This is a genomic window from Neorhizobium fuzhouense, assembly GCF_042611105.1.
Classification (GTDB): Bacteria; Pseudomonadota; Alphaproteobacteria; order Rhizobiales; family Rhizobiaceae; genus Neorhizobium; species Neorhizobium galegae_A.
The window spans coordinates 185,377-204,789 of the sequence record NZ_JBHFFP010000009.1 but is presented as its reverse complement, the minus strand read 5'-3'; the positions used below and the strand labels follow the sequence as shown (position 1 = coordinate 204,789).

The 19,413-nt window shown below is 63.2% G+C and carries 15 protein-coding genes; 10 read left to right on the top strand and 5 right to left on the bottom strand.

Going from position 1 to position 19,413, the window contains the following annotated elements:
* Positions 1 to 50: 50 nt before the first annotated feature.
* Positions 51 to 311 carry a helix-turn-helix domain-containing protein gene (locus ACEXP3_RS17085; protein ID WP_377298379.1) on the top strand — a complete coding sequence of 87 codons (261 nt, stop codon included), beginning with the start codon at positions 51 to 53 and terminating at the stop codon, positions 309 to 311.
* Positions 312 to 375: 64 nt separating this feature from the next.
* On the opposite strand, the gene secD is transcribed toward ACEXP3_RS17085, so the two are convergent.
* Both secD and ACEXP3_RS17075 read right to left on the bottom strand, forming a co-directional pair.
* The gene (secD, locus tag ACEXP3_RS17080) at positions 376 to 2,883 is read right to left on the bottom strand and encodes a protein translocase subunit SecD (RefSeq protein WP_377298351.1); all 2,508 of its coding nucleotides are present in this window, start codon (positions 2,881 to 2,883) and stop codon (positions 376 to 378) included.
* A 102-nt stretch (positions 2,884 to 2,985) separates the two neighbouring features.
* Entirely contained in the window at positions 2,986 to 3,369 is a 384-nt protein-coding gene (locus tag ACEXP3_RS17075) for a hypothetical protein (RefSeq protein WP_377298350.1), read from the bottom strand.
* Positions 3,370 to 3,679: 310 nt separating this feature from the next.
* Between ACEXP3_RS17075 and ACEXP3_RS17070 the strand changes: the two genes are divergently transcribed.
* The 5 genes from ACEXP3_RS17070 (at position 3,680) to ACEXP3_RS17050 (ending at position 8,976) form a co-directional block, all read left to right on the top strand.
* Positions 3,680 to 5,023, top strand: coding sequence for an extracellular solute-binding protein (locus ACEXP3_RS17070; RefSeq protein ID WP_377298349.1), 1,344 nt, complete (start codon positions 3,680 to 3,682; stop codon positions 5,021 to 5,023).
* A gap of 85 nt (positions 5,024 to 5,108) precedes the next feature.
* On the top strand, positions 5,109 to 5,999 hold the full coding sequence (locus tag ACEXP3_RS17065) for a carbohydrate ABC transporter permease (RefSeq protein ID WP_210106529.1): 891 nt from the start codon (positions 5,109 to 5,111) through the stop codon (positions 5,997 to 5,999).
* 7 nt (positions 6,000 to 6,006) lie between these two features.
* Positions 6,007 to 6,891, top strand: a complete 885-nt coding sequence (locus ACEXP3_RS17060; RefSeq protein WP_377298348.1) for an ABC transporter permease subunit — start codon at positions 6,007 to 6,009, stop codon at positions 6,889 to 6,891.
* A 40-nt stretch (positions 6,892 to 6,931) separates the two neighbouring features.
* Positions 6,932 to 8,074: a sn-glycerol-3-phosphate ABC transporter ATP-binding protein UgpC gene (gene ugpC, locus ACEXP3_RS17055; protein WP_377298347.1), complete on the top strand. Its 1,143-nt coding sequence runs from the start codon at positions 6,932 to 6,934 to the stop codon at positions 8,072 to 8,074.
* Positions 8,071 to 8,976 (top strand): sugar phosphate isomerase/epimerase family protein, encoded by a 906-nt coding sequence (locus ACEXP3_RS17050; protein WP_377298346.1) that lies wholly within the window; start codon positions 8,071 to 8,073, stop codon positions 8,974 to 8,976. Before ugpC ends, ACEXP3_RS17050 begins: the two co-directional genes overlap by 4 nt.
* Before the next feature lie 86 nt (positions 8,977 to 9,062).
* Here the strand turns inward: ACEXP3_RS17050 and ACEXP3_RS17045 are convergent, their stop codons facing one another.
* On the bottom strand, positions 9,063 to 9,662 hold the full coding sequence (locus tag ACEXP3_RS17045; protein WP_377298345.1) for a TetR/AcrR family transcriptional regulator: 600 nt from the start codon (positions 9,660 to 9,662) through the stop codon (positions 9,063 to 9,065).
* Between the two features lie 211 nt (positions 9,663 to 9,873).
* Between ACEXP3_RS17045 and ACEXP3_RS17040 the strand changes: the two genes are divergently transcribed.
* Genes ACEXP3_RS17040 through ACEXP3_RS17030 form a run of 3 tightly spaced genes read left to right on the top strand, consistent with a single transcriptional unit; the run spans position 9,874 to position 13,609 of the window.
* Positions 9,874 to 10,350, top strand: coding sequence for a (2Fe-2S)-binding protein (locus tag ACEXP3_RS17040; protein WP_377298344.1), 477 nt, complete (start codon positions 9,874 to 9,876; stop codon positions 10,348 to 10,350).
* Positions 10,347 to 11,330 carry an FAD binding domain-containing protein gene (locus tag ACEXP3_RS17035; protein ID WP_377298343.1) on the top strand — a complete coding sequence of 328 codons (984 nt, stop codon included), beginning with the start codon at positions 10,347 to 10,349 and terminating at the stop codon, positions 11,328 to 11,330. The genes ACEXP3_RS17040 and ACEXP3_RS17035 overlap by 4 nt, the downstream gene beginning before the upstream one ends.
* On the top strand, positions 11,327 to 13,609 hold the full coding sequence (locus tag ACEXP3_RS17030; protein WP_377298342.1) for a xanthine dehydrogenase family protein molybdopterin-binding subunit: 2,283 nt from the start codon (positions 11,327 to 11,329) through the stop codon (positions 13,607 to 13,609). The genes ACEXP3_RS17035 and ACEXP3_RS17030 overlap by 4 nt, the downstream gene beginning before the upstream one ends.
* Before the next feature lie 81 nt (positions 13,610 to 13,690).
* Here the strand turns inward: ACEXP3_RS17030 and ACEXP3_RS17025 are convergent, their stop codons facing one another.
* Positions 13,691 to 14,881, bottom strand: coding sequence for a hypothetical protein (locus ACEXP3_RS17025; protein WP_377298378.1), 1,191 nt, complete (start codon positions 14,879 to 14,881; stop codon positions 13,691 to 13,693).
* A gap of 356 nt (positions 14,882 to 15,237) precedes the next feature.
* On the opposite strand from ACEXP3_RS17025, the gene ACEXP3_RS17020 reads away from it, so the two are divergent.
* Positions 15,238 to 16,071 carry an undecaprenyl-diphosphate phosphatase gene (locus ACEXP3_RS17020; protein ID WP_377298341.1) on the top strand — a complete coding sequence of 278 codons (834 nt, stop codon included), beginning with the start codon at positions 15,238 to 15,240 and terminating at the stop codon, positions 16,069 to 16,071.
* A 63-nt stretch (positions 16,072 to 16,134) separates the two neighbouring features.
* Here ACEXP3_RS17020 and ACEXP3_RS17015 read toward each other — a convergent pair whose 3' ends face one another.
* On the bottom strand, positions 16,135 to 19,329 hold the full coding sequence (locus ACEXP3_RS17015) for an efflux RND transporter permease subunit (protein WP_377298340.1): 3,195 nt from the start codon (positions 19,327 to 19,329) through the stop codon (positions 16,135 to 16,137).
* Between the last annotated feature and the right edge of the window lie 84 nt (positions 19,330 to 19,413).

The following is a 19,413-nucleotide window of genomic DNA, read 5'->3' as shown; positions in this document are numbered from 1 at the left end:
TGGAAACGCCATATATGGTTGATATCGACCAATATGGGCAACGTGCTGCGATGGGTCAACCCAAGGCCATGATATTATTGAGCCCGTCTCTCTGTCGGGCGGCCCGCGGGCTGCTCGACTGGACGCAAGCCGATCTTGCCGAGCGCTCCGGCGTGTCGCGCAGCACCATCCGCGATTACGAAGGCAGCCGCCACGAGGCCCACCGCGCCACCGAAGCCCAGTTGCGCCTTGCCTTCGAAGAGGGCGGCATCACCTTCATCAAAGTCGATGGCGAAAAGATCGGCATCTGTTCCGGCAAGGTGGAGGAGTGACCACCGGCGCACGTAGCGCGCCGATGGTGTGTTATTTGCCGTAAGCGGTTCAATGGCGACGCAGTCAGGCTTTTGCCGTAACCGCCTCGCCTGCCGCAGCCCGGCGGCGGGTGCGCCAATCGCCGAGGAACAGCAGAATGGGTGCGGCGATAAAGACCGACGACGATGCGGCAATGAAGATGCCGAACACCATCGGAACGGCAAAGCTTTCCACCGCACTGCCGCCCCAGATTGCCATGGGTACCATGGCCAGGAAGGCCGTGGCGGACGTATAAAGGCTGCGCGCCAGCGTTTCATTGATCGACAGGTTGATCAGGTCGCGAAACGGCATCGTCTTGTAGAGGCGCATGTTTTCGCGCATGCGGTCATAGACCACCACCTTGTCATTGACGGAATAGCCGACAAGCGTCAGCAGGGCAGCAATTGCCGTCAGGTTGAAGTCGAGCCCGGTCAGCGCAAAGAAACCGATGGTCTTCGTCACATCGAGAACGAGCGTGACAATCGCACCGACGGCAAACGGCCATTCGAAGCGCACCCAAATGTAGATGAGCATGGCAAGGCTTGCGAGCACCACGGACGTGATGCCGGCGGTTGCAAGCTCTCCGCTCACCTTCGGCCCGACGACTTCCGTCCGCTCGATCTTGGCGGTTGGGTCGATCGTGACGACTGCGCTGCGCAGCTTCTCGATGGCCTCGGTCTGGGCCGTCTCCGGTCCCGGCTGGCGTTCGAGCCTCACCAGAATATGGTTGCGGTCCCCAAACTCCTGCAGCGCCACCTCGCCAAGCCCCAGCCCCTCGATCCCGGAACGGAAGGCCGAAAGATCCGCCGGCGCACCGGTCGAGACCTCCACCTGGATGCCGCCCTTGAAATCGACGCCGTAATTGAGGCCCGGCGTGATGAAGAGGACGATGGACGAGATGGACAGGAAGGCCGAGATGCCGATGCCCACCATGCGCGCCTTCATGAAGTCGATCCTGGTGCCGTCGCGGATAAGCCCGAGCGGCAGAAGCGGGCGGATGTTGATCGTCTTCAGCCTGGCGCGGGCGGCAATCGCAATCATGGCGACACGCACGACGGAGACGGCCGTGAACATCGAAATGGCAATGCCAAGGCCCATGGTGACGGCAAAGCCGCGCACCGGGCCCGAGCCGAACCAGAACAGCAGCACGGTGGCAATGAGGGCGGTGACATTGCTGTCGATGATCGTGGAATAGGCCTTGTTGAAGCCGAGATCGATGGCGGCAAACGCCCCCCTTCCCTTCCGGCTTTCCTCGCGGATGCGCTCGTTGATCAGCACGTTGGCGTCGACCGCAAGGCCGATGCCGAGCACGATGCCGGCAATGCCCGGCAGCGTCAGCGTTGCGCCGATGAGGCTGAGGCCGGCGAAGGTAAGGATGACGTTCAGCGTCAGGGCAACGACTGCAAGGATGCCCCAGCCGCCATAGAGGGCGAGGATAAAGCCGACGACCAGCGCAAAGCCGATGAGGCCGGAGGTAATGCCGCGCTCGATCGCATCGCCGCCGAGATCGGCGCCGACCGTGCGCTCCTCGATCACCGTCAGCTTGGCCGGCAGCGCGCCGGCGCGCAGAAGGGCAGCCAGCGTATTGGCATCCGAGACGGAAAACGCGCCAGAAATCTGGCCTGCGCCCCCGGTGATCGGCTCGCGGATGACCGGAGCGCTCAAGACCTTGCCGTCGAGCACGATGGCGAAGGGCCGTCCGACATTCTGGCGGGTGATGTCGGCAAAGCGGGTGGCACCCGTCTGGTCGAAGCGGAAGCTCACCACCGGCTGGTTATTGTTGGGATCGAAGGCGACGCGCGCATCCGTCAGCCTGTCGCCCGAGAGCAGTACCCGGTCCTCGACCGGATACGCCTGGCCTTCCTCGTCGGAGCGCACCGTCACCCCTCGCTCGCCTTCACGGCCAAGAAGGTGAAAACTCATCTTGGCGGTAGAGCCGAGAAGCGCGCGCAGATTGGAGGGATCCTGTTCGCCGGGCAGCTGCACCAGCACGCGGTCGGCGCCGACACGCTGGATGGCCGGCTCGGCGACCCCCACCTGGTCGACACGCTGGCGAATGATCTCAAGGCTTTGCTCGACGGCGCTGCTCATGCGGTGGGTGATGCCGGCATCAGACGGCCGGATCGTCAGCGCGTCCGTACCCCGGTCGGCAATGGTGAGATCCGGGCTGGTCGTCAGCCCCGTGGTCACGGGGTTGGAAAGGCCCGCAAGTGCTGCGCGGGCCGCCTCGCGCTTCTGTGCATCGGCAAGCGTGACAGCGACGGCTGCTTTTTCCCGCTGCACAGACCGTATTTCGACGCCGGCTTCGCGCAGCGCCACGCGCGTCTCCTGCGTCAGGGTCTGCAGCCATTCGTCTTCGAGTGCGGGCCGGTCCACTTCCAGAACCAAATGCGAGCCGCCGCGCAGGTCAAGCCCGAGCGACACCTTCTGGTTCGGCAGAAAGGACGGCCAGCTGGCAAGGGTTTTGTCCGACAGGACATTCGGCAGGGCAACGAGCAGCCCGACCAGGATGATGACCAGATAGGTCACCACCTTCCATGTTGAGTTTCTCACAGGGTCTTTTCCAGCATAGGACGCGGCACGCATAAGGCCTAGCCGTCGTGCGTGCGCGCCGTGGTGATCGTGATGGCGAAGGAAAACCTTCGGGCGATGGGATCAGGTGGCAACGCTCGGCGGCGCGCGCGGCTGGTAGGGAGAAAGGGCGGCTGCAAGGACCGGGCGCTTTTGCCCGTCGGGTCCGATCGCCGGGTTTGCACAGCGACGAAGGCTAAACGCACCGCCGGGCAGGATTGCATCGGGCAGATCACAGGCACGGGCCTTGCCGTAAAGGCGCAGATCCGCCGAAAGGACGACGCGGACGGGATCGCGCTTTCCGAAAAACGCCGTCTGCGACGGCACCGGCGCCGAAGATGCGCCAAGGAGAGAGGCGCTGTCGTCTCCGGCTGCGGGTGTCGACAGAACGAGAAGCACCGCCAGCAGGAAACTCTGGACGGCGGCAACCGCAATCGCGATTCCCTGCCCGTTTAGCCGTGCCTGCAATGTCGAAAGCGGTGTGCGGATGACCTGCCCCTTGAATGTTCGTCTATGTCATCTTTCGCATAGGCGCGCCGGCAACTCTACCCCATGGCGCAGCAAATCCGCCACTCATACCAAGTCTCGATGGCGTGAAAGATGCAGCTTTGGCCGCAATTCCCGGCAAGCCACCATCAACCATCGTCATGAAACAGCAGTCAAAACTTCACGTAACAGTCACGGAACGTTGCTCGATCCATCACAAATGCCCGTTAAACCGCCCCTCGATTTCCGGGGGGACTGACGCCGGAAACTTTTCTGAAACGAGGGACTCGCGATGAAGATTTTTGCCTTGAAGACCGTTCTGGCCGGCCTGATGGCCGCCACCACGCTGGGTGCTGCCCCGGCCTTTGCCGAAAAGACCAAGTTCGAATTCTGGTACGGCCTGTCGGGCGATCTGGGCGAGCGCGTTCAGGATGCCTGCAAGAAGTTCAACGACTCGCAGGCCGATTACGAAATCGTCTGCACCTCGCAGAACGCCTATGACGCCACGCTGCAGAACACCATTGCCGCCTATCGCGCCAAGAAGCAGCCGGCCATCACCCAGATCTACGATGCCGGCACGCTGGACCTGATGCTGTCGGGCGCCTTTATCCCCGCCAAGAAGCTGATGGCCGACAACGGCTACAAGATCGACTGGAACAACTATTTCGGCGGCATTGCCAACTATTACGCAACGGCCGGCGGCGAGCTGCAGTCCTTCCCGTTCAATTCCTCCACGGCGATGTTCTATTACAACGAGACCGCCTTCGAAAAGGCCGGCATCACCTTCAAGCCGGAAACCTGGGAACAGGTGGAAGAAGCCGCCCGCAAGCTGAAGGCTGCAGGCTACGAGTGCCCGCTCGGCTTCAACTTCGACACCTGGGCGATCATGGAGCAGTTCTCCGCCATCCATAACCAGCCGCTCGCCACCAAGGCCAACGGCTACCAGGGTCTGGATGCCGAAGTCGTCTTCAACAAGACGAAGTTCGTCGATCACGTCAAATTCTTCAAGAAGATGCAGGACGAGAAGCTGTTCGTCGTCAAGACCAAGCAGCTCGGCATGGATATCGTGCCCGCCTTCACCTCGCAGACCTGCCAGATGATGCAGACCTCGATTGCCGACCACGGCACCGTTGGCAAGACGCTGCCGGAAGGTGTGAAGTGGCAGGCCACCATGCTGCCGGTCTGGAAAGGCACCGAGCGCAAGAACTCGCTCGTCGGCGGTGCTTCGCTGTGGGTGATGGCCGGCCGTCCGGACGCCGAATACAAGGGCGCTGCCGCTTTCCTCAACTTCATCGGCCAGCCGGAGATGGTTCAGTGGTGGTCGACGGTCACCGGCTACATCCCGGTCACCAAGACCGGCTTTGACGCCATGAAGGCTAACGGCTTCTACGACAAGGCCCCCTACAAGGGTCGTGAACTGGCCATCGCCAGCCTCACCTACACGCCGACCTCGGAAAACACCCGCGGTATCCGCCTCGGCGGCTTCACGCAGATCCGCAAGGAAGTCGGGACGGCCCTCGAAGCCATCTTCATGCAGAACGCCGATGTCCAGAAGGAACTGGACCAGGCCGCCGAGCGCTCCAATGCCGTGCTGCGCCGCTTCGAAAAGACCTATGCAGGCCAGAAGCTGAACTAATCCTTCTGCCGCATGTCATCGGGGGAGCCTGCCGCGCGTCGGCCGGCTCCCCCTCTCCTGCTGATCGTCTTGCATTGGTCCACTCATGGAAAAACGCGCCGTTTTCAAGAGCTGGTGGCTGCCTGTTCTGTTTGCCCTGCCGCAGCTCGTCCTGATCCTCCTGTTCTTCTACTGGCCGGTCGCGGCCGTGGTGAACTGGGCCTTCACGCTGGAGCCGCCGTTCGGCGGTGCTGCGGAATTCGTCGGGTTTGCCAATTTCCGGGAGGCGCTGTCTGACCCCTTCTACTGGAACTCGGTGGTTGTCAGCCTGATCTTTGCAACGGTCGGCCCGTTCTTCTGCATCTTCATCGGACTGACACTGGCGCTTGCGGTTGATCGCCAGCTGCCGGGCTCCGGTTTCTTCCGCTTCTTCTACATCCTGCCCTTTGCCATTGCGGGTCCTGCCGCCGGCATGGCCTTCCGCTTCATCCTGTCGCCCGAGCGCGGGCTTGCCGCCTCCATCAATGCGCTGTCGCCGGATCTGTGGAACCCGGCCAAATACGGCAGCCATGCGCTGGCGCTCGTCATCATCATCTTCATCTGGAAGTGGTCGGGCTACACCTTCATCTTCCTGCTCGCCGGCCTGCAATCGGTCCCGCGGGCGCTGGGCGAAGCCGCTGCCATGGACGGCGCCGGCCCCATCCGCCGCGCCATCGACGTGCAGGTGCCGCTTCTCGCGCCGACCCTGTTCTTCCTGCTGGTCACCATGATGACCGAAGGTTTTGTCGGCGCCGATACGTTCGGCATCGTGCACTCCGTCACCGGCGGCGGTCCGAACCACGGCACCGAGGTGATGGTCTACCGCATCGTCGATGAGGCCTTCCAGGGTCTCAACTATTCCGGCGCCTCGGCGCAGAGCATCATCCTGATCGGGCTGATCATGCTCTTCACCTTCATCCAGTTCCGCTTCATCGAGAAGCGGGTGCATTACAAGTGAGGCCGGAATGATCCAGCGCACCCCTTATGCCGATGCCTTCACCTATGCGATCATGGTGCTGGGCTTCCTCCTCTTGCTTGGTCCTTTCCTCGTCGTCATCGCCGGCGCCAGCCAGACGATGCAACAGGTGAACACTGTTCCGTTCAGCTTCCTGCCGCAGGGCGAGTTCATGAAGAACGCCAGCGCCGCCTGGGCGCGGGCGGATCTTCGCACCGCCATGACCAACAGCCTGATCATGGCGGCGCTCGTCACGGCCGGAAAGGTGGCCCTGTCCGCCTGCACCGCATTTGCCATCGTCTTCTTTCGCACGCCCCTGAAGCACGTGTTCTTCTGGAGCGTGTTCATTACGCTGATGCTGCCGCTCGAAGTGCGCGTGGTGCCGACCTATGCGGTGGCCGCCGACCTCTTCCAGCCGGTGAAGTCGGTGCTGTCGCTGTTCGGCCTCGATATCAAGATCGAGTGGAACCTGTTGAACTCCTATGCCGGCCTGACGCTGCCGCTGATTGCCACGGCCACGGGCACCTTTTTGTACCGCCAGTTCTTCATGACGCTGCCCGACGAACTGGCGGAAGCCGCCCGCATGGATGGCTCGGGCTCGGTGCGCTTCTTCTTCGACATGCTGCTTCCGCTGTCGCGCACCAACATGCTGGCGCTGACCACCATCATGTTCGTCTATGGCTGGAACCAGTATCTGTGGCCGCTGCTGATGGTGACAGACCCGTCCTACAAGACCGTGATGATGTCGCTGCGCGCGCTGCTTCCCTCCGACAACGGCATTCCCGACTGGAACGTCACGCTTGCCGGCTCGCTCATCATCATGGCGCCACCGGTCATCGTCGTCGCCGTGCTGCAGCGCTGGTTCGTGCGCGGCCTGGTCTCCACCGAAAAGTGACCGCTCGCGCGTCGTCTCAAGAAAACAAGGTTTGAACCCAATGGCTGATATCCAGATCCGCTCCGTGCGCAAGAGCTACGGCAAGACCCCGACGCTGCACGGCATCGACCTGTCCTTTGCCTCCGGCGAGTTCGTCGTCATCCTCGGCCCTTCCGGCTGCGGCAAGTCCACGCTGTTGCGCATGATTGCCGGCCTTGAGGACATCACCGCAGGCGACATCGCCATCGACGGGCGTGTCGTCAACAAGATGGAGCCGCGTGAACGCGGCTGCGCCATGGTGTTCCAGAACTATGCGCTTTATCCGCATATGACGGTGGCCGGAAACATCGGCTATGCGCTGAAGGTGTCGGGCGTTCCGAAAGCCGAGCGCGAGCGGCGCATTGCCGAGACGGCGAAAATCGTCGGCCTGCAGGATTATCTCGAACGGCGCCCGGCGGCGCTCTCCGGCGGCCAGCGCCAGCGCGTCGCCATGGCCCGTGCCATCATCCGCGAACCGAAAGTGTTCCTGTTTGACGAGCCGCTGTCGAACCTCGACGCAAAACTGCGCGTCACCATGCGCGCCGAAATCCGCAAGCTGCACCAGCGCCTGTCGGCGACGTCGGTCTTCGTCACGCATGACCAGGTGGAAGCGATGACGCTTGCCGACCGGCTGGTGGTGATGAACCGCGGCCATGTCGAGCAGGTCGGCCGGCCGCTCGATATCTATCACCGTCCGGCGAGCACTTTTGTCGCGTCCTTCATCGGGGCGCCGGCGATGAACCTGTTTAAGACGCGTACCGAGGTGGACACCGCAACCGTGCGCCTCGATGGCGCCGCCATCCCCATTGATCCGCTGGTGGCGCATGCATTGCAGGGCCGTGATGTCATCGTCGGCATTCGCCCGGAACAGTGCCGTTTGACGAGGGAAGGCCACGGCATCCCCGCCCGCATCGATTTCGTCGAGGAATTGGGCGTGGGCCGCGTCATCCACTGCGAGATTGCCGGCGAGGCCTTTGCCGCCGCCGTGGCGGAGGACGCCGAGGTTGCCGCCGGCGACACCGTCTGGCTGTCGCTTCCCCCCGAACAACTGCACTATTTCGACGCCGAGAGCGGCCGTCGCATCGAATTCCCCCTGCCGGGGACGGACATCCCTGCTGCCCGCAGCAGCGCATCGATCACACATCATACCGGAGTTCTTTCATGACCCAGATCATTTCCGCCATCGGCTTCTGCAATCGCACCGGCCGCGGCGACCTCACCACACTGGACGCCTCGCTGCGCGAAATCGCCGATACCGGCGCCGATGCCTGCGAGATCGGCATCTATGGCGAGGAAATCGTCTCGGGCGGCCGCATCATCGAAGACCGCATGAGCCGCGTCACCGAGATCGTCGGCAAATATCCGTTCAAGAAGCTGTCGCTGCATGGCCAGATCAGCTCAAACTTCATGGACCGCCAGCACCTCGTGCTGCAGAAGCAGGTCGTGCGCGCCATGCTGGAAATGGCAAACCGCCTGGGTGCCGGCATTCTCGTGCATCATTCCGGTTCCGCCCAGCTGGCTGCCGGCGAAAATGGCACCGATCTCGACCAGATGGAGCGCGACGCGCTGTCGGAAATGGCCGATGTCGCCAAGGGTTATGGCGTGCGGATCGTGCTTGAAAACATCTTCACAACCGAAAGCGGACAGTATCGCCAGACGCCGAGCCAGGTGGCGGAAACCGTCCGCGCCATCGGTCACGACAATGTCGTTGCCCTCATCGACTTCAGCCACGCCTATATCGAATCCACCTTCAAGGGGCTCGATTTCCGCGACCAGCTGCGCGCTATGGCGCCGGTGACCGGCCACCTGCACGTCCATGACAGCTTTGGGCGTCCCTACACGATGACAAAGTTCTTCCACCCGGCGGAGGCGACCGCGCTCGGCATCGGCGACCTGCACCTGCCGATCGGCTGGGGCGACATTGCTTGGGAAGAGATCTTTTCGGAACTCAGCTTCCTGCCGGATACGATGCTGATCATGGAAATCGGCGCCGAACGCTTCATCGACCAGCAGCCTGCCTGCCTCGCCCGCGCCCGCGCGCTGGCCGAGTTGGTGAATGCCCGCTGAGCCGTGAGACCATGGGGTGCCGACAGTCGGGACCCCATATCGACTGAGATTGCTCCATCCGGCGCGACTGCATCGCGCCGGATGGCTCAGCGGCGTTGCGCTCCAGTGCGAAGCCCGTCCATCAAGAGCCCGATCAGGCGGTGGCAGCGGTCGCGCCAGTCGGGAAGGTCCGGCATGGAGTAGATGCCGGACAGCGCATGCAGGAGATCGGTGGTTTCCACATCGGCCCTGATCAGACCTTCCGCGGCCGCCTTGGCGCGCAGATACTCGAGTGCCGCCCGAATGCGGTTCGTGGCATCGGAAAACAGGCCCGAATTGGCACTCATCAACACTTTCAGACTTGCGGCCATGCCTCGCTTGGCGGCAATATAGCTGACGAACCGCCGCATCCATTCCTCCAGCGCAACATCAGCCGGATGGCGTACGGCCAGCAGATCCGCCGCCGCCGCCAGACTTTCCAACTCGCGCCGATAAACAGCCTCCACCAGATGCTCGCGGCTTGGAAAATGCCGATAGAGCGTCCCGATCCCGACACCCGCCTGCCGTGCGATATCATCCAGCGACGTCTCGACGCCATGGGCGGAAAATGCGGCAGCGGCCACTTCAAGAAGCTTCTCGCGGTTTCGCAGCGCATCGGCGCGTGGTCGCGGAGCAGGTTTTGACGGTTCGGCTGCAGACAAAAACACGGGTCCTGGCAAGCGGGGACTTGACGACGGTCATATCACCCCTAAGTTAATCGGAGGCGCCTCCGCTTAAGAAATGGAACGCCTTCCCTCTGTACCGCATCCGGGAACCGGATGTCATGGATAATGTTTCTGCGTGCAAGCCGGCCCGCGCCAAGCGGGGCGGCGTCCCGTCTATCCTGCATTCCCCTCCATTCCTCCCTCAGGAGCCGTCATGACCCACTCCATTCCCCTGACGCTGGACATCAACGGATCACCGCACACCCTATCGGTCGAGCCTCGCGTGACGCTTCTCGATGCGCTGCGCGAACAGCTTCAGCTGACCGGCACCAAGAAAGGCTGCGACCAGGGCCAATGCGGCGCCTGCACCGTGCTGGTGGATGGCCGCCGCGTCCTGTCGTGCCTGACGCTCGCCGTCCAGGCGGAAGGCTGCGAAATCACGACCATCGAGGGCATTGCCGGCGAAAACGGCGACCTGCATCCCGTCCAGGCGGCCTTCCTGGAACACGATGCCTTCCAGTGCGGCTATTGCACGCCCGGCCAGATCCTCTCGGCGGTCGCCTGCATCCGCGAAGGCCATGCCGGATCGGACGCGGAAATCCGCGAATACATGTCCGGCAACCTCTGTCGGTGCGGGGCCTATAACACCATTGTCGAGGCGGTGCGTCAGGCAGCGGAGGCTTCCCGATGAAGAATTTCGAATTTTCCCGCGCGACGTCGCTGAGCGATGCCAGCCTTCGGGCACAGGAGGCCGGCGTCCTGCTGATGGCCGGCGGCACGAGCCTTGTCGATCTTGCCAAATGCGGCGTGACGGAGCCGGACATGGTGGTCGACATCACCCGGCTTGGAGGCCTCGACCAGATCGAGGTGTCGGAGCGGGGCGCCACGCTCGGCGCGCTGTCCCGCATGGCGGCTGTCGCGGACCATGCGGGCATTAAGGCGGAATTCCCGGCCATTGCGCAGTCGCTGTCGCTTGCCGCCTCCCAGCAACTTCGCAACATGGCAACGATTGCCGGCAACTTGTTGCAACGGACACGCTGCGCCTATTTCCGCGACCCGGGCGCGTTTCCCGCCTGCAACAAGCGCCAGCCCGGCAGCGGCTGTTCGGCGCTTGGCGGCGTCACCCGCAATCACGCCGTGCTCGGCACGAGCCGTCAGTGCATCGCCAGCTATCCGGGCGATCTGGCTGTGGCGCTTCTGGCATTCGACGCCACGATCGAAACGACCGACCGGCGGATCCCGATCGGCGAGTTCTTCCTGGAACCCGGCGAGACACCGCATCTGGAAACGCTGCTGCGACCCGGCGAGATCATCACCGCGATCGTGGTGCCGGCCTCCGCCGCTGCGCACCGTTCCACCTATCTCAAGGTGCGCGACCGTCAGAGTTACGAGTTTGCCGCAGCAAGTGCAGCCGTCGGTCTCCAGCTGGAAGACGACGGCAGGACGATCCGCGACCTGCGCGTGGCGCTCGGCGGTGTTGCCACCGTTCCATGGCGGGCAAGCCGCGTCGAGCAGGCGCTGATCGGCCGGGTGCTCGATGAGGCGACTGTTCGCCAGGCAAGCCTGCTTGCCGTCGAGGGGGCTGTCGCCCATGGCGACAACCATTACAAGATTGACCTTGTGCCGCGTGTCGTCACGCGCGCCATCCTGACGCTTGGAGGCCTTGCATGACCCTCATCGAACCCAGAAAGCACGGCGATGCCTCCGATGGCAGCCTCGGCAGCCGCCTCTCCCGTCTCGACGGCCGCCGCAAGATCACTGGTTCGGCCACCTATGCGCTGGAACAGCCGGTCGAAAACCTCGTGCATGCCGTCCTCGTGCAGTCCACCATTGCCTCCGGCCGGGTCGTTTCGGTCGACAAGGCAGCCGCCGAGGCCCTGCCCGGCGTGCTGATGGTGCTGACGCCGGACAAGGTGTTCAACATGATGGTTGCCTCCGACTGGTTCGGCAATCGTGTCGAGAACGTGCCCTATCTGCCGCTTCCGGCCGAGGTAAACTACTATGGCCAGGCGGTTGCCGCCGTCATTGCGGAAACTTTTGAGCAGGCACGGGATGCGGCCCGGCTGGTGAAGGTTCACTATGAAGAGACGCCGGCGGTGACCGTGATCGACCAGGGCGGCAGCGGCACGGTGACTGCGCCGATGACCGTCGAGTGGGGCGATGCGCAGGCCGCCTTTGACACAGCCGACATCACCATCGAAGCCGAATACCGCACGCCGCGCGAATATCACGTGCCGATCGAACCGCATGGCCTGATCGCCAGCTGGCAGGACGACCAGCTGACGATCTGGGAACCCAGCCAGTGGACGCATGGCATGGCGCGCACCTATGCCGAATGGTTCGAAATTCCCTTCGAGAATGTCCGCATCATCTCGCCCTTCATTGGCGGCGGCTTTGGCTCCAAGGGGGGCGCCTATTTCTATGGTGCTGTGGCAGCGCTTGCCGCACGCGAACTCGGCCGCCCGGTAAAACTTGCCGTCACCCGCTCGCAAGGCTTTACCGCCTATGGCGGACGTGCCTCCACCCGCCAGACCCTGAAGCTCGGGGCCTCGGCGGACGGCATTCTGCAGGCGGTCATCCATCGCGGCGCCAACGAAACCTCGACCTATGCGGATTTCCACGAAGGCACGGGCGCTGCGACGCCCATCATGTATGCGGTGAACAATTTCAGCTCGCAGCAGGGGCTGATCAAGGTGAACACCGTTACCCCCGGGGCACTGCGCGCGCCGGGCAAGAACCCCAGCGCCTATGGCATCGAGTGCGCCATCGACGAGCTCTCCTATGCGGTGGGCATTGACCCGCTGGAGATCCGCTTGCGCAATTACGCCGATCACGACTACCAGTCCGGCAAGCCCTGGTCGACGCGCAAGCTCCGGGAAGCCTTGCTCGCCGGCGCCGAACGCTTCGGCTGGTCGAACCGCAGTGCGGCCCCCCGCTCGATGCGGGACGGCCGCACCCTGATTGGCTGGGGCATCGGGTGCGGCACCTTCCCGAACCTCACCAACAGCAGCGACGCGATGATCCGCATTCTTTCGGACGGCAGCGTCGAGGTGGAAAGCGCCGGCATCGACATGGGGCAGGGCACCTATACGATCGTTGCCCAGACAGCGGCAGACGCGCTCGGCGTCAGCGTCGATCGCGTCGACGTGAAGCTCGGGGATTCGGTTTCGGCCGGCGCGCCGGTTGCCGGCGGCTCGATGCTGGCGGGTTCGATCACCGGGGCCGTCCACAAGGCCGCCCAGGCGGCTCGCGAGGAGCTGATCGGCCTTGCACTCAACGCGCCGAACTCGCCCTTTTCCACCTCCGGCGCCAATACGCTGGTCATCGAGAACGGCCGGATCAAAACCTCGCGCGAGGACAGCCCGTCGATGAGCATCGGCGAGCTGATGGCGATGCTCGGCCGCGAAAAGCTGGAGGTGAAGCGCGACACGCTTCCCGAGGGCACGACGCGGGAGGAACAGCAGAAGGCCTTTACGCACATGTCCAAGGTGCGGGGACCGACGGCCGGGGAGTTTTCGATCCACAGCTGGGGCGCCCATTTCATCGAAGTGCGTGTCGACGAGGACTTTGGCACCGTGCGGGTGTCGCGCATCGTCTCGGCCTTCGATTGTGGCCGGCTGTACAATCCAAAGCTTGCCGAGAGCCAGCTGCGAGGCGGCATCATCATGGGCATCGGCCAGGCCCTGCTCGAGGAAGGACTGGTGGACGCCCGCAACGGCCGGGTCGTCAACAACAACCTCGGCGATTACCTGGTGCCGACCAATGCCGACGTGCCGCCGATCGAGATCCTGTCGGTCGGCGAGCCGGATTTCGAGGCCTCGGTTCTCGGCGGCAAGGGCGTTGGGGAAGTCGGCATTGTCGGCGTGGCGCCGGCCATTGCCAATGCCGTCTTCCACGCCACGGGCAAACGGGTGCGCGATCTGCCGATCACGCTGGAAAAGCTCATCTGACAAACGCGGGCGGTGCCTCACAAGGCGCCGCCCTGCCCTTGCCGGGCGCTGTCATTGCCGAAGATCCGCCTCGGCCGACCGTCAGCGGACCGCGTCAGAGTTCGCCATCTGTTCGCCAAAGGACCGAGTGGTCAGATCGCTAGTCAGGTCTGCCGGGAATGGCCCGGTGGTCAGCACCGTGAAGTCGAACGAGCCGCGCCGGTCGGCGTTCAGCACGTATTGGCGATGGACACGCAGAAAATCCCGCTTGATCCGGGCGTAGCGCTCCGGAGACAGGAGATTCTTGACGCGGATTGCGATCAGCGCTGCCTGCGGCGCCGACGGGTGGCCGGTCACAGCAACCACCTTCGACTTGTAGAAATTGATCGGATCGGTCAGGCACTGCACCTCCAGCCAGGAGACGTTCGGGGTCTGCGCGATGAGGCCCACACGCCGGCGCAAATCCACCGCCGAGCGCAGGAGCGCACACTGGAGAATGGCCCCGCCGAGCGTCACGAAGACCACGCGCTTGCCGGCCAGCGCTTCAGGATGTCTTTCCAGCACAATGCCCAGAGCATGGGTTGCAAGGCTCGATCCCATGCTGTGCGAACTGATGACATATTCGTCCGCCGCCTCATCAAGGGCGCGCAAGAGCGTTGCGACGGCCTCGTCCAGAAAACGCCTCAGGTACGGCGCGTCCCCCTTGGCGACAGCGACTGCAAACTCCCAGTCGGAAAACAGGTGCAGCGTGTAATAGCGCTCCGCAAACGGCATCAGCGCATAGCGAAAGAAGCAGGCGGCGAGCGGCACGCTCCAGAGGCAATGCCAGGCCGAAAGCGAAAGCCGGAGCGGAGCGACGGCAAGACCCAGCGTGAATGCCAGGCCGCACAGCATCAGGAGAAAGGGGAAGATGAAAAACAAGGCGAAGCGCCAGCCATGCCGGACATAGCCGATAAGCCCCCCGTGAGCCACGACCTGTGCGGCGCTCCTGAAACCGGAGAGCAGCCGGCTGGCGAGCGGGCGGGCGGCAAGCGCATCGACCACCGCATCGTGATCGCAGATATGGATGAGGCTTTGCGTCTGCCAGGTGTCTGCACCAGCCGTCACGGCAAAGCCGGCGCCGGATCGGTTGGCCTCCAGAGGGCCGACCTCAACGGAGAAATCCCACAGATTTGCGGTCTGCTCGGCGGTCCGCTGAAAGCGCCGATAATGGCCGCTCGTCTCCATTTTTTCAAAGCCGGGAAAATGGATCACCACCCGTTTTCCTATGGCGGCAGTCCTGTTTGCCCGCATGTTCATGTCTATACTCAAATATACAAAGGAACGGACCCGTTTCGCCAGCAGTACGGGCAAGTCACCGATCGTGTTGCTGAACGCAAGGCCGTAAGGCGCACTGCATCAATCGCGTGGCCAAAGCAAGGCCGCTGCCTACTTTCCGGACCTTATTTGTGCGCTCTCGCCGACAAAACGAAGCCATGCGCCTGCCGATTGCAGGCGTCGCAGACCGGGCGCCGTCGTCGCAAATCCGCTCGTCGCCTTGCCATTGTGGGTCGCCTTTGCCAAAAGGCCGGTGGGAGAGCGGGAGGAACGCCATGAAATGACCGCCTGCGCAGGGTGCTGCGGATGGCCGGCCAACAGGAGACTGACAGATGACGGTAAGCTGGACGGATGCCGCAATCCTCGGACTGATACAGGGCTTGACCGAATTCCTGCCCGTATCCTCAAGCGCGCATCTGCGCATTGCCGGTGAATTTCTCCCTTCGGGCGCCGATCCGGGCGCCGCCTTTACCGCCATCACCCAGATCGGCACGGAAGCTGCTGTCCTCGTCTATTTCTGGTCGGACATCCTGCGCATTGCGGTGGCCTGGCTGCGCCAGAACGTCCTGCGCGTCGCCCATGATGCCCAGGATGCGCGCATGGGCTGGCTCATCATTGTGGGATCGCTGCCCATCGTCGTGCTTGGCCTCCTGTTCAAGGATGAGATCGAGCATGGCCTGCGCAATCTCTATATCACGGCGCTTGCGCTCATCGTCTTCGGCCTGCTGCTGGGCCTTGCCGACCGGATCGGCGCAAAGACGCGCATGCTCGACCGCCTGACCTGGCGCGACGGGATCCTCTTCGGCTTTGCCCAGGCCATGGCGCTCATTCCTGGCGTCTCCCGCTCCGGCGGAACGATCAGCGCGGGACTGCTGATGGGCTATACGCGGCAGGCCGCGGCACGCTATTCATTTCTGCTTGCCGTGCCGGCCGTCTTCGGCTCGGGCTTCTACCAGCTCATCAAGAGCATGGGGCAGGACAATCCGGTCGGCGCCGGCCCGACGGCGCTTGCCACGCTCATTTCCTTCGTCGTCGGCTACGGCGTGATCGTCTTCTTCCTGAAGCTTGTCTCCACCCGCAGCTACCTGCCCTTCGTCTATTATCGCATCGTCATCGGCCTTGCCATCATCGCCCTGCTCGTCTCCGGCAAGCTCTCGGCCCTTTGACAATACGCCTTCAGGAGCAAGCGATAAGCTGGCGCGCGAAAAATCACGCGCGCCAGCTGTGCGTCAGTGTCCGATGACGATCTCCCGTTCCCGCGTCGGTTCTGCCGGCAGGTCATGGCGTGCAAGCGGGCGATTACCGGCAAGCAGGCGCACCAGCACGTAGAACACCGGCGTCATGAAGATGCCGAACACGGTGACGCCGATCATCCCGGCAAAGACGGCGATGCCCATGGCTGCGCGCATTTCCGAGCCGGCGCCGGTGGACACGACGAGCGGCACCACGCCCATGATGAAGGCCATCGACGTCATCAAGATCGGGCGCAGGCGCAGCCGGCTTGCCTCGATGGCGGCCTTGACCGGCGAATGTCCCTCGAACTCCAGCTCCCGCGCAAATTCGACAATCAGGATGGCGTTCTTGGCCGATAGCCCGACAAGCACCACAAGGCCGATCTGCGTGAAGATGTTGTTGTCCCCCCCGGTCAGCCAGACGCCCGTCAAGGCCGCCAGGATGCCCATGGGCACGATGAGGATGATCGCAATCGGCAGCGTCAGGCTTTCATATTGCGCCGCAAGCACCAGGAAGACGAGGAGAAGCGCCAGCGGAAAGATGATGACACCGGAATTTCCAGCCAGGATCTGCTGGTAGGTGAGATCCGTCCACTCGAAGGTAATGCCGGGTGGCAGGGTTTCAGCGGCAATCCGTTCGATGGCGGCTTGCGCCTGACCGGACGAATAACCCGGCGCCGGTGCACCATTGATGTCGGCTGCAAGGAAGCCGTTATAGCGCGTCGTGCGTTCGGGTCCCGCCGTCGTTTCCACCTTCAGGAGCGCCGAAAGCGGGATCATCTGGCCGCTCTGCGAGCGAACCTTCAGCTGGCCGATATCCTCCGGCCGCGAGCGGAACTTTGCATCCGCCTGCACGCGCACGCTGAAGGTTCGCCCGAACGCGTTGAAGTCGTTGACGTAGAGCGAACCGAGATATATCTGCAGCGTGTCGAAGACATCCGTGACGGAGACGCCGAGCTGCTGCGCCTTGACGCGATCGAGATCGGCATAAAGCTGCGGCACGTTGATCTGGAAGCTGGAGAACTGGCCGGTGAGTTCCGGTGCCTGATAGGCTTTTCCCAGAAACGCCTGTGTCGCTTCATTGAGTGCCGGATAGCCGAAGCCGGCGCGGTCCTCGATCTGCAGCTTGAAGCCGCCGGTGGAGCCGAGCCCGTTGACGGGCGGCGGCGGGAACATGGCGATGAAGGCGTCCTGGATGCCCGCAAACTTCTGGTTCAGCTGCATGGCGATGGCGTTGCCGGAAAGCTCCGGCGTCTTGCGCTCGGCAAAATCGTCCAGCACCGCAAAGACGATCCCCGAGTTGGAGCCGATGGTGAAGCCGTTGATCGACAGGCCCGGAAATGCCAACGCATTCTTGACGCCCGGCTGCTGCAGGGCAATCTCGCTCATGCGCTTGATGACGTCTTCGGTCCGATCGAGCGAGGCGCCATCGGGAAGCTGCGCAAAGCCGATGAGATACTGCTTGTCCTGCGCCGGCACGAAGCCGCCGGGAACCGTGGTGAAAATGCTGTAGGTGGCACCGACGAGCGCCAGATAGACGATCATGACGAAGCTTTTGCGCGACAGAAGACCGCCGATGCTGCGGCCATAGCCGTTAGAGGCCGCCCCGAAGGCCCGGTTGAAGCCGCGGAAGAACCATCCGAGCACCCGGTCCATGCCCCGCGTCAGCCAGTCCTTCGGCGCATGGTGGTCCTTCAGCAGAAGGGCTGCCAGTGCCGGCGAGAGCGTCAGCGAATTGATGGCGGAGATCACCGTCGAAATGGCGATGGTCAGCGCAAACTGCCGGTAGAACTGCCCGGAAAGGCCCGAGATGAACGCAAGCGGTACGAAGACCGCCACCAGCACCAGCGCAATCGCAACGATCGGCCCGGAGACCTCGCGCATCGCCTTGTAGGTTGCGTCCCGCGGCGACAGGCCGGCCTCGATGTTTCGCTCGACATTTTCCACGACGACGATGGCATCGTCCACGACAATGCCGATCGCCAGCACAAGGCCGAAGAGAGACAGCGCATTGATGGAGAAGCCGAAGAGATACATGACGGCGAACGTGCCGATGATCGACACCGGAACGGCAATCAGCGGAATGATCGAGGCACGCCAGGTCTGCAGGAAGAGAATGACGACGAGCACGACCAGCGCCACGGCTTCCAGCAGCGTATCCACCACCTTGTCGATGGAGGAGCGCACGAATTCGGTCGTGTCATAGACGATCTCGTAGGAAATCCCCTCCGGCATCGCCTGCTTCATGTCCCGCATGGCGGCCTGCACCGCATCCGAAATGGCGATGGCGTTGGAGCCGGGAGACTGGAAGACCGGGATGGCGACCGCCGGCTTGCCGTCGAGAAGCGAGCGCAGCGTATAATCGGCAGCGCCAAGTTCCACGCGCGCGACATCCTTCAGGCGCGTGATGGCGCCATCCGCGCCGGTCTTCACGACGATTTCGCCGAACTCTTCCGGCGTGCCGAGACGGCCTTGCGCGTTGACGTTCAGCTGAAGCTGCGTGCCGACGGGGCTCGGCGATCCGCCGATGATGCCGGCCGCGGCCTGCACGTTCTGCTGGCGGATGGCGTTTGGAACGTCGGTAGCAGCCAGCCCGTATTCGGCAGCCTTCTGCGGATCGACCCAAACGCGCATGGAATAATCGCCGGCGCCAAAGATCTGCACCTGCCCTACCCCCTCGATGCGGGCAAGCCGGTCCTTAATGTTGAGCGTCGCGTAATTGCGCAGATAGGTCAGGTCATAGCGGCCGTCGGTCGAAACGAGATGCACGACCATCATCAGGTCGGGCGAGCTTTTCACCGTGGTGACGCCGAGGGCCCGCACTTCCGCCGGAAGCCGCGGCTCTGCCTGAGACACGCGGTTCTGCACCAGCTGCTGCGCCTTGTCGGGATCGGTGCCCAGCTTGAACGTCACCGTCAGCGTCAGCACGCCATCGGAAGTCGCCTGGCTGTTCATGTAGAGCATGTCTTCGACGCCGTTGATCTGCTCTTCCAGCGGCGTTGCAACCGTCTGGGCAATCACGACAGGATTGGCGCCGGGATAGCTGGCGCGCACGACGATCGATGGCGGAACGACTTCCGGATATTCGGAAATCGGCAGCGCGCGCATGCCGAGCAGGCCTGCAACGACGGTCAGCACCGACAGGACGGCCGCAAAGACCGGCCTGTCGATAAAGAAGCGGGAGATATTCATGGGTTTTGCCCCTCGGACACTTGGCAAAGACCGCCCCTGCGGCCGGTTTATGGGCCGGCCGCGCGGATGATCTTGAGAATGATG

Excerpts from the sequence above, each read along its gene's own strand:
- ACEXP3_RS17085 (WP_377298379.1), top strand. The coding sequence starts at position 51 with ATGGGTCAACCCAAGGCCATGATATTATTGAGCCCGTCTCTCTGTCGG.
- ACEXP3_RS17070 (WP_377298349.1), top strand. The coding sequence starts at position 3,680 with ATGAAGATTTTTGCCTTGAAGACCGTTCTGGCCGGCCTGATGGCCGCC.
- ACEXP3_RS17065 (WP_210106529.1), top strand. The coding sequence starts at position 5,109 with ATGGAAAAACGCGCCGTTTTCAAGAGCTGGTGGCTGCCTGTTCTGTTT.
- ACEXP3_RS17060 (WP_377298348.1), top strand. The coding sequence starts at position 6,007 with ATGATCCAGCGCACCCCTTATGCCGATGCCTTCACCTATGCGATCATG.
- ugpC (WP_377298347.1), top strand. The coding sequence starts at position 6,932 with ATGGCTGATATCCAGATCCGCTCCGTGCGCAAGAGCTACGGCAAGACC.
- ACEXP3_RS17050 (WP_377298346.1), top strand. The coding sequence starts at position 8,071 with ATGACCCAGATCATTTCCGCCATCGGCTTCTGCAATCGCACCGGCCGC.
- ACEXP3_RS17040 (WP_377298344.1), top strand. The coding sequence starts at position 9,874 with ATGACCCACTCCATTCCCCTGACGCTGGACATCAACGGATCACCGCAC.
- ACEXP3_RS17035 (WP_377298343.1), top strand. The coding sequence starts at position 10,347 with ATGAAGAATTTCGAATTTTCCCGCGCGACGTCGCTGAGCGATGCCAGC.
- ACEXP3_RS17030 (WP_377298342.1), top strand. The coding sequence starts at position 11,327 with ATGACCCTCATCGAACCCAGAAAGCACGGCGATGCCTCCGATGGCAGC.
- ACEXP3_RS17025 (WP_377298378.1), bottom strand. The coding sequence starts at position 14,881 with ATGCGGGCAAACAGGACTGCCGCCATAGGAAAACGGGTGGTGATCCAT.
- ACEXP3_RS17020 (WP_377298341.1), top strand. The coding sequence starts at position 15,238 with ATGACGGTAAGCTGGACGGATGCCGCAATCCTCGGACTGATACAGGGC.
- ACEXP3_RS17015 (WP_377298340.1), bottom strand. The coding sequence starts at position 19,329 with ATGAATATCTCCCGCTTCTTTATCGACAGGCCGGTCTTTGCGGCCGTC.